Here is an 8,597-nt window from a genome sequence, read left to right on the forward strand (position 1 = left end):
GTTTAGGAAGAATAGGTCTTTCTTTCTTTTGTCTCCACCCTCTTTGCCGCGCAAAGAAAAGTGACCGGCAGCCCCCGCAGGGGGATGTCGTACGGCTCTTGGGTCCAAAAACCAACGCCGCCCAAAAAAGACACCAACCAATACAACAAGAGCTAACTGGTCTGCCCTTGCCCCCAACCACCCCTATCCCCCTTTAATCCTCCAGATACCTCTCCACCAACCTAGCCCAATAAGCCGCCCCAACCGTCAAATTCTCATCATTAAAATCATACCCAGCGTTATGCAGCAAAGGCTGCCCCGCCCCATTCCCCATCCGCACAAAACACCCCGGCCGCTGCTGCAGGAAGTAAGCAAAATCCTCACTCCCGGCGATCAGCGGGAAATTCGCCACCACGTTGTCAGGCCCAACCAGCTCCTCAGCCACCTGGCGAGCGAACTCGGTCTCGCGCTCACTGTTGACCAGCACCGGGTAGCCCCGGATGTAATCGATCTCCACCGTAGCGCCATAGCCCTCCACATGTGAAGTCACCAGCTTGCGGATGCGATCTTCCAGCGTGCGCCGCACATCGGGGCTGAACGACCGTACGCTCAGCTCCAGCTTGGCGCTCTCGGGAATCACATTGGGCACATGCCCGGCATGCAGCGTCCCGATGGTGACCACGGCGGTTTCGTTCGGGTCGATATTGCGCGACACGATGCTCTGCAGCGCCATCACCAGGCTGCCGGCGACCAGGATCGGGTCGATCGACTGGTGCGGGCGGGCCGCGTGGCCGCCCTTGCCGCGGATGGTGATGGCGACCGTATCGCAGGCCGCCATGAACGGGCCGGCGCGGAACATGAAGGTGCCGGCCTCCACGCCGGGGTGGTTGTGCAGCCCGAAGATCGCGTCGCAGGGGAAGCGCTCGAACAGGCCGTCGGCGAGCATGCGCTCGGCGCCGCCGCCGGAGCCGATTTCTTCGGCGGGCTGGAAGATCAGGTTGACGGTGCCGTTGAAGTTGCGCGTGCGGGCCAGTTGGCGGGCCGCGCCCAGCAGCACGGCGGTGTGGCCGTCGTGGCCGCAGGCGTGCATCTTGCCGGCGTGGATGCTGGCGTACGCCAAGCCAGTGCGCTCATGAATGGGCAGCGCGTCCATGTCGGCGCGCACGCCGATGCTGCGCGGACCACCGCCTTCGCGCAGCGTGCCGACCACGCCGGTGCCGCCGACGCTGCGCGTCACCTCGTAGCCCCAGGCATCGAGCCAGGTGGCGACCAGCTCGGCGGTGCGCACTTCGTCGAAGGCGAGCTCGGGGTGTTGGTGGATGCTGTGGCGGATGGCTTCCAGCTCGGCGCGGCTGTCGACGGTGTCGGCCAGCTCACAGAATCGTGAAGCGCGGGAGGTGGAGGGAGAGGCGGCGGCGGGTCGGGTCGCGTGCGAGTCGGCAAGAAGTGACTCGATCAGTTCGGGGGCGTGTTCTGACATGGCAGTACTCGTTTTTCTGAGGCCTTTGCGGGGCGTATAGAAAACAGTATTTCACGCTGGGCGCAGAGCGCAAACGGTTTAACCCTTTGTAGCGAAATCAGGGGAACAACTGTTGCGAACGGGGGACGATCCCGCGCTCAAAGGGATAGTGGGGAGATTTGCAGGCGTGCGGTGCAGGTGTGCGGTGCCGGTGTCGACAGCGGTACAAGCGACAGGCAAAAAGCCGGATCTGCGTTGTCGTGCTCCCCTCTCCCCCTGAGGGGAGAGGGTGAGACAGCCGTCGTCATGGCGCGTGGTTTTGGCCCAGCCTACGCGTACGCCACCACCGTCTGGCCCTGCTCGCCCAGGCCGTCGATGCCCAGGCGCATGGTGTCGCCCGCCTTGAGGAAGCGCGGCGGCTTGAAGCCCATGCCCACGCCCGGCGGCGTGCCGGTGCAGATCAGGTCGCCGGGGTGCAGCGTCATGAAGCGGCTGACGTAGCTCACCAGCGTGGCCACGTCGAACACCATGGTGGCGGTGCTGCCCTTTTGCACGCGCTCGCCGTTGACCTCCAGCCAGAGCCCCAGCGCTTGCGGGTCGGCCACTTCGTCGCGCGTGACCAGCCACGGGCCGACCGGGCAGAAGGTGTCGCAGCCCTTGCCCTTGTCCCAGGTGCCGCCGCGCTCGATCTGGAATTCGCGCTCGGAGACGTCGTTCACCACGCAGTAGCCGGCCACATGCGAGAGCGCATCGGCGAGCGGGACGTCGCGCGCGACCTTGCCGATCACCACGCCCAGCTCCACTTCCCAGTCGGTCTTCTCGGAGCCGCGCGGCAGCATCACCGTGTCGTTGGGCCCGTTGAGCGAGCTGTTGGCTTTGAGGAAGACGATGGGCTCGGCCGGCAACGCCATGCCGGCCTCGGCGGCGTGGTCGGCGTAGTTCAGGCCGATCGCCACGATCTTGCCGATGCCGGTCCAGGGCACGCCGTAGCGCTCTGCCTGCACCACCGGCAGCGTGGCCGGGTCCAGCTTGGCCAGGCGCGCCAGCGCCTCGGCGGACAGCTCCCGCGGCCCGAGGCCGTCGAGCACGCCGGACAGGTCGCGCACGCGGCCTTCGGCATCGATCAGACCCGGGCGTTCCGCGCCCGGCTTACCCACACGTACTAGTTTCATCGTTTCCCCTTGGCTTCGGTGGCGATGCGGCCGGCGGGCTCGGAAAGGGTCCGCGCGACCACGGTCAGGACTTCTTTTGCAGTGTTCTCGGAATGCTGGCGCAGCACCTGCGCCAGCCGCAGGCGGCCCGGTTCGCGCAGCGCGGCCATGATGGCCTCGTGCTCCTCATGCGACTCCTGCCAGCGCAGCATATCCGCATTGGCGGCGCCGCGCGCGCGGTGGACCTTGCTCATCAACGTGGCGTAGATGCCGGCCAGCACCGGATTGGCGGCGCCGTCGATGATCAGCTGGTGGATTTCCTGGTTGGTGCGGAAGTACTCGGTGCGCCGCCCGGCGGCGTGGGCCTCCAGCATGGCCTGGTGCTTGCGCTCGAGCCGCGCCATGGCCGCCTCAGACAGGCGCGCCGCCGCGAGTTCGCCGGCCGTGGCTTCAAGCCCGTGCAGCGTCTCGAAGGTGGAGCGCAGCTCATCGAAGTCGAGCGGCGCCACGCGGTAGCCGATGTACTGCCGATGCAGCACCAGGCCTTCGGACACCAGCACCTTGAGCGCCTCGCGCAGCGGCGTCTTGGAGACATCGAACATCTCGCAGAAGGCACGCTCGTCGATGCGCGCGCCGGGGGGCAGTTCGCCCTCTTCGATCATGGTGCGCAGCCGGGCGGCGATTTCGGCCGACATGCCGAGGGTGCGCAGGCGGGTGGATTTAGGAAGCGTTTGAGTCACAGACATCACCGGGATGGGGAACATGCACCACAAGAAGGCTAACACATCCCAAAATTGTGCGTTTGCTTAACAATAAAATCAATGACTTACGACAGTTGTAATTACAGATTACGTATCCTATACTCCGTCCCAGTTGCGCGACACACAACACAAACCGCTCTACCATTCCCCCAAAGGAGACAAGCGTCATGCAAACGACAAGCCGGGCTGCAGCGCTAACGGAGACGAAGAGCTCCGTACGCTGGAAGATTTTCCTGATGATGTTGTTCCTCATCGCCATCAACTACATCGACCGGGCCTCGCTCTCGGTAGCGATGCCGCTGATCGCCAAGGAGTTCGACCTCAGCCCCACCATGCAGGGGCTGATCCTCAGCTCCTTCTTCTGGACCTACGCGGTCATGCAGATTCCCGGCGGCATGCTGGCGGACAAGTACAAGCCGCGCATCGTGATCGCCACCGCCACCATCTTCTGGGGCGCCTTCCAGGCCCTGGCGGCGGTGTGTACCAGCGCCGGCGCCCTGCTGCTGACCCGGCTCGGGCTGGGCGCGGCTGAAGCGCCGATCTACCCGGCCGGCGGCAAGCTCAACGCGATCTGGATGACGCAGAACGAACGCGGCCGCGGCGCCACCCTGTTGGATGGCGGCGCGCCGCTGGGCGCGGCGCTCGGCGCCATCATCATCACCTGGCTGATCACCGCGCTGGGCTCCTGGCGCCTGGCCTTCGTGGTCGCCGGCGTGGGCACCGTGCTGGCTGGCCTGGCAGCGTGGTACTACGTGCGCAACTCCCCGCGCGAGCACCGTGGCGTCAATGAGCTGGAAGCCAGCTATATCGAAGCCGCGCAAGCCACCGAGCATCGCGCCGAGCCGGCCAACCTGTCGGGCCGCTCGCTCGACTTCCTCAAGTACCGCTCCGTGTGGTGCATGGCAATCGGCTGGATGTGCTTCAACAGCGTGTTCTACGGCCTGCTGACGTGGATGCCCAACTACCTGAACAAGGTGCACGGCTTCGACATCAAGCAGATGGGCGGCGCCAGCTTCATCATCTTCTTCTCCGGCTTCGTCGGTGAACTGGTCGGCGGCTGGATCGCGGACAAGTGGAAGGCGGCGGGCGGCAGGCCCAACCTGGTGATGCGCACGCTGTTTGGCATCGCCGCCGTGGTGGCTACCGTGTCGATCTTCTCGGTGGCCTATGTGAAGGATCCGGTAGTCGTGGTGGTCCTGCTCTCCTGCACGCTGTTCTTCCTGCGCTGGTGCGGCCTGTTCTGGTGCATCCCGTCCATCCTCGGCACCCGCAACAAGGTGGGCGTGCTGGGCGGCATCATGAACCTGGGCGGCAATATCGGCGGCATCACCGTGCCCATCATCGTCGGCATGATCGTGCAGTTCACCGGCTCGTACTTCCTGGCGCTGATGTTCTTTGCCGCCGCCGGCGTGGGCCTGCTGCTGTCCTCGACCGCGATCGACTACGAGAAGAAGCTGCCGGTCTGAGCCCGGCGCGATCTCCACGACCCGTTCCATCCCAAGGCCGCGCCGCGCCGGCACCTACCGGCAGCGCCGCGGCATGAACCGCTCCCGTCCTGGCAGCGCACCCCGCGCCGGGCGGTGGAGGAGACACCTCATGAAAACAAGTCAACGCAAGCTGGCGCGCGCCGCCACGCTGGCCGCCCTGCTGCTGCTCGGCAACGCCCACGCACAAAACGCCGCGCCGCCGGCCGCAGCGCAAACCGCCACGCAGTCCGCCGACCTGCCCACGGCGCAGCCCGAAGCCGTCGGCGTCGATTCGCGCAAGCTCATCGAGCTATCCCAGTGGATCCGCCGCGACCAGCTCGACGTGCGCAGCCTGCTCGTCATCAAGGACGGCAAGCTGGTGTTCGAGCGCTATGGCGACGAACTCGGCCGCGACTACAACCACGAGCTGTACTCGGTCACCAAGTTCATCAGCGCGCTGCTGGTCGGCACGCTGGTGGGCGACGGCAAGCTCACCCCGCAGGACAAGCCCGCCCCGCTGCTGGCCGCGGCGCGCCCGGACCTGGCGCCGGCGCTGGCCGACAAGCAGGACATCGAGCTGCGCCACCTGATGTCGATGTCCAGCGGCCTGTCCTACAAGCTGGTGGAAGGCACCGATACGCTCTACTACGGCGTGCCCGACCGCCTGAAGGTCGCCGCCTCCGCCGCGGTGCGCACCAAGGCCGGCACGGAGTTTGATTACATCGACGTCAACCCCGTCCTGGTGGGCGCCACCATCACGCAGGTTAGCGGCCAGCCCGAGCAACGCTATGCCGAGGCGCGCCTGTTCAAGCCGCTCGGCATGTCGCACTACCGCTGGGACGGCGCCGACGGCAAGGGTGCGGTCTCGGGCGGCTGGGGCTTGCGGCTGCGCTCCATCGACATGGCCAAGCTCGGCCTGCTGATGCTCAACCAGGGCAAATGGCAAGGCCAGCAGATCGTGCCCGCTGACTGGGTGGCGCGCATGACCACGCCCGCCGGTCCGGCCGCCGACTATGGCTACTACTGCTGGGTCAACAACATCGTGAAGAGCGAGCGCGAGTTCAGCGCGATGGGCTTCAAGGGCCAGTTCATCACCGTGCTGCCGCAGCAAAACACCGTGGTGGTGATGAACAGCATCATGTCCACCGCCGGCGGCCTGCGCGACGCGGCTTACCTGGATCTCTACCGCAAGATGGTCAACGACTACGTGCTGCCTGCCCTGCAAGCCGGCAACAAGGTCAGGCCGGACGCAGCGCGGCAAGCGGCGCTGCAGAAAGAGCTGGCGCTGGCCCGCGCCAGCCACGGCAAGCCCGGCACCGCCCTCGCCTTCAACGACAAGCCCGAACAATAACGAGCATGGCCCGGGCGTCGCATCGCATCGGGCCACGCCATCTCCTGAGAGCTTTATTCCCATGACCAAACGCACCCTCCTCGGCATGCTCACGCCGTCTTCCAACACCGCGCTGGAGCCCATCACCAGCGCCATGGTGAGCGGCCTGCCGAACGTCAGCGCGCATTTCTCGCGCTTCACCGTCACCGAGATCTCGCTGCGCGACCAGGCGCTGGGCCAGTTCGATCTCGACAAGATCATCGGCGCGGCCAAGCTGCTGGCCGATGCACGCGTGGACGTGATCGCGTGGAACGGCACCTCGTCCGGCTGGCTCGGCTTCGAGAAAGACCAGGCGCTGTGCCGCCAGATCACCGAAGCCACCGGCATTCCCGCCACCACCTCGGTGCTGGCGCTGAACGAAATCCTGGAGAAGACCGGCGCGGGCGACTTCGCCTTGGTGACGCCTTACCTGGACGACGTGCAGCAACGCATCGTGCAGAACTACAAGCGCAACGGCTTTAGCTGCACGGCCGAGCGTCACCTGGACCTGCACGTGAACTACAGCTTCGCCGAGGTGGAAGAAGACACCATCCGCCGCATGGTGCGCGAAGTGGCGCAGCACAAGCCGTCAGCCATCACCACGTTCTGCACCAACCTGCGCGCCGCGCACCTGGTGCAAGAACTGGAAGCCGAAACCGGCATCCCCGTCTACGACACCATCTCCACCGTGGTGTGGAAATCGCTGCGCCTGGCCGGCGTGGACACGCGCGCGCTGCGCGGCTGGGGCCGCCTGTTTGCCGAAGTGGAATGAAGGAGCAGGGCGCATGAACACCGAACTCGATCTCGTCATCCGCAACGCCGAAGTGGTCACCGCCTCCGACCGCTTCACCTGCGATATCGGCGTGCGCGACGGCCGCATCGCCATGCTGGGCCACGACCTGCCGCGCGCCGCGCGCGAAATGGATGCCACCGGCCTGTTGGCGCTGCCGGGCGGCGTGGATGGCCACGTCCACCTGGACCAGCCCATGCCCGACGGCATGCGCATGGCGGATGATTTCTTCACCGGCACGCGCGCGGCGGTGTGCGGCGGCACCACCACGGTGATCCCGTTCGCGGCGCAGGAAAAGGGCGGCTCGCTCAAGGCAGCGGTGGCGGACTACCATCGCCGCGCCGAAGGCCGCGCGGTGGCGGATTACGGGTTCCACCTGATCGTGGCGGATCCTACGCCGGAAGTCCTGCAGAACGAATTGCCCGAGTTGATTCGCAAGGGCTACACCTCGTTCAAGGTCTACATGACCTACGACGACCTGAAGCTGTCCGACCGCGAGATGCTGGACGTGCTCGACGTGGCCAAGCGCAACGATGCGCTGGTGATGGTGCATGCCGAGAACGCGGACTGCATTTCCTGGCTCACCGAGAAGCTGGTCGGGGAAGGGCGCATCTCGCCGCGTTTCCACGGCATGGCGCGCCCGGCGCTGGTGGAACGCGAAGCCACGCACCGCGCGATCACGTTCGCCGAGCTGGTCGATGTGCCGATCCTGATCGTGCATGTTTCCGGCAAGGAAGCGATCGAGCAGATTCGCTGGGCACAGGGCAGGGGACTACCGATCCTGGCGGAGACTTGCCCGCAGTACCTGTACCTGACCGCCGAGGATATGGGGTTGCCTGGCGATGATGGCTATGAGGGCGCCAAGTGCGTCTGCAGCCCGCCGCCGCGCGATCCCGAGAATCAGGCGGCGGTCTGGCGTGCGCTGACCAATGGCGTGTTCAGCGTGTTTTCCTCGGACCATGCGCCGTTCAATTATGACGATCCGCAAGGCAAGAAGCTGGGCGGCACGGCTCAGCCGTTCGACCACATTCCCAATGGCGTGCCCGGCATCGAGACGCGCCTGCCGCTGCTGTTCAACGGCATCGCGCAAGGCCGGCTTTCGCTGCATCAGTTTGTCGAGCTGACTTCGTACCGGCCGGCGCGGCTGTATGGCTTGTATCCGCGCAAGGGGACGATTGCCGTGGGCGCCGATGCGGATATCGCGTTGTGGGATCCTCAGCGCAAGGTGCGGATCGCCAATAGCGACCTGCATCATGCGGTGGACTACACGCCCTATGAAGGCATCGAAGTCACCGGCTGGCCGGTGCATTGCTTCTCGCGCGGGGAGTTGCTGGTGGAGGATGGGAAGTACCTGGAGCCGGCGCCGGGGCGGGGAAGGTTCTTGCCGGCGGGGGCGCCTTCGCTGGTTTGATGACGCCTCTCCCTGCGTAGTGACGTCTTGTTTTTGATTCATCGGACTCTGTGTGGGCCGCCGGGCGAAGTCAGGCGCCGGCATGGCAAGAGCACTCGCACGCAATCGCGCCGGTTTGCTCCCCTCTCCCGCGCGGCGGGAGAGGGGTTGGGGGAGAGGGCGGGCATCAGCAAGAGCGAGGCGCATCACCTTGAGCGAACGCCCGCCCTCT

Annotated in this window: 7 protein-coding genes; 4 read left to right on the top strand and 3 right to left on the bottom strand. The window is 65.8% G+C overall.

Annotated elements, in window-relative coordinates; translation table 11 throughout:
• Positions 1–193: 193 nt before the first annotated feature.
• The 3 genes from ACYP5B_RS33815 to ACYP5B_RS33825 all read right to left on the bottom strand — a co-directional run bounded on the left by ACYP5B_RS33815 (position 194) and on the right by ACYP5B_RS33825 (position 3,335).
• Positions 194–1,459 carry a M20 aminoacylase family protein gene (locus ACYP5B_RS33815; protein ID WP_459572524.1) on the bottom strand — a complete coding sequence of 422 codons (1,266 nt, stop codon included), beginning with the start codon at positions 1,457–1,459 and terminating at the stop codon, positions 194–196.
• Between the two features lie 308 nt (positions 1,460–1,767).
• On the bottom strand, positions 1,768–2,610 hold the full coding sequence (locus ACYP5B_RS33820) for a fumarylacetoacetate hydrolase family protein (protein ID WP_400095238.1): 843 nt from the start codon (positions 2,608–2,610) through the stop codon (positions 1,768–1,770).
• Entirely contained in the window at positions 2,607–3,335 is a 729-nt protein-coding gene (locus ACYP5B_RS33825) for a GntR family transcriptional regulator (protein WP_318231243.1), read from the bottom strand. The genes ACYP5B_RS33820 and ACYP5B_RS33825 overlap by 4 nt, the downstream gene beginning before the upstream one ends.
• Positions 3,336–3,517: 182 nt before the next feature.
• Between ACYP5B_RS33825 and ACYP5B_RS33830 the strand changes: the two genes are divergently transcribed.
• The 4 genes from ACYP5B_RS33830 to hydA all read left to right on the top strand — a co-directional run bounded on the left by ACYP5B_RS33830 (position 3,518) and on the right by hydA (position 8,386).
• Positions 3,518–4,816, top strand: a complete 1,299-nt coding sequence (locus tag ACYP5B_RS33830) for an MFS transporter (protein ID WP_400095237.1) — start codon at positions 3,518–3,520, stop codon at positions 4,814–4,816.
• A 130-nt stretch (positions 4,817–4,946) separates the two neighbouring features.
• Positions 4,947–6,167 (top strand): serine hydrolase domain-containing protein, encoded by a 1,221-nt coding sequence (locus ACYP5B_RS33835; RefSeq protein WP_459572527.1) that lies wholly within the window; start codon positions 4,947–4,949, stop codon positions 6,165–6,167.
• 61 nt (positions 6,168–6,228) lie between these two features.
• Positions 6,229–6,957, top strand: coding sequence for a maleate cis-trans isomerase family protein (locus ACYP5B_RS33840; RefSeq protein WP_318231246.1), 729 nt, complete (start codon positions 6,229–6,231; stop codon positions 6,955–6,957).
• Between the two features lie 13 nt (positions 6,958–6,970).
• On the top strand, positions 6,971–8,386 hold the full coding sequence (gene hydA, locus ACYP5B_RS33845; protein WP_267604995.1) for a dihydropyrimidinase: 1,416 nt from the start codon (positions 6,971–6,973) through the stop codon (positions 8,384–8,386).
• Positions 8,387–8,597: the final 211 nt, after the last annotated feature.

Source organism: Cupriavidus sp. 8B, assembly GCF_054589115.1.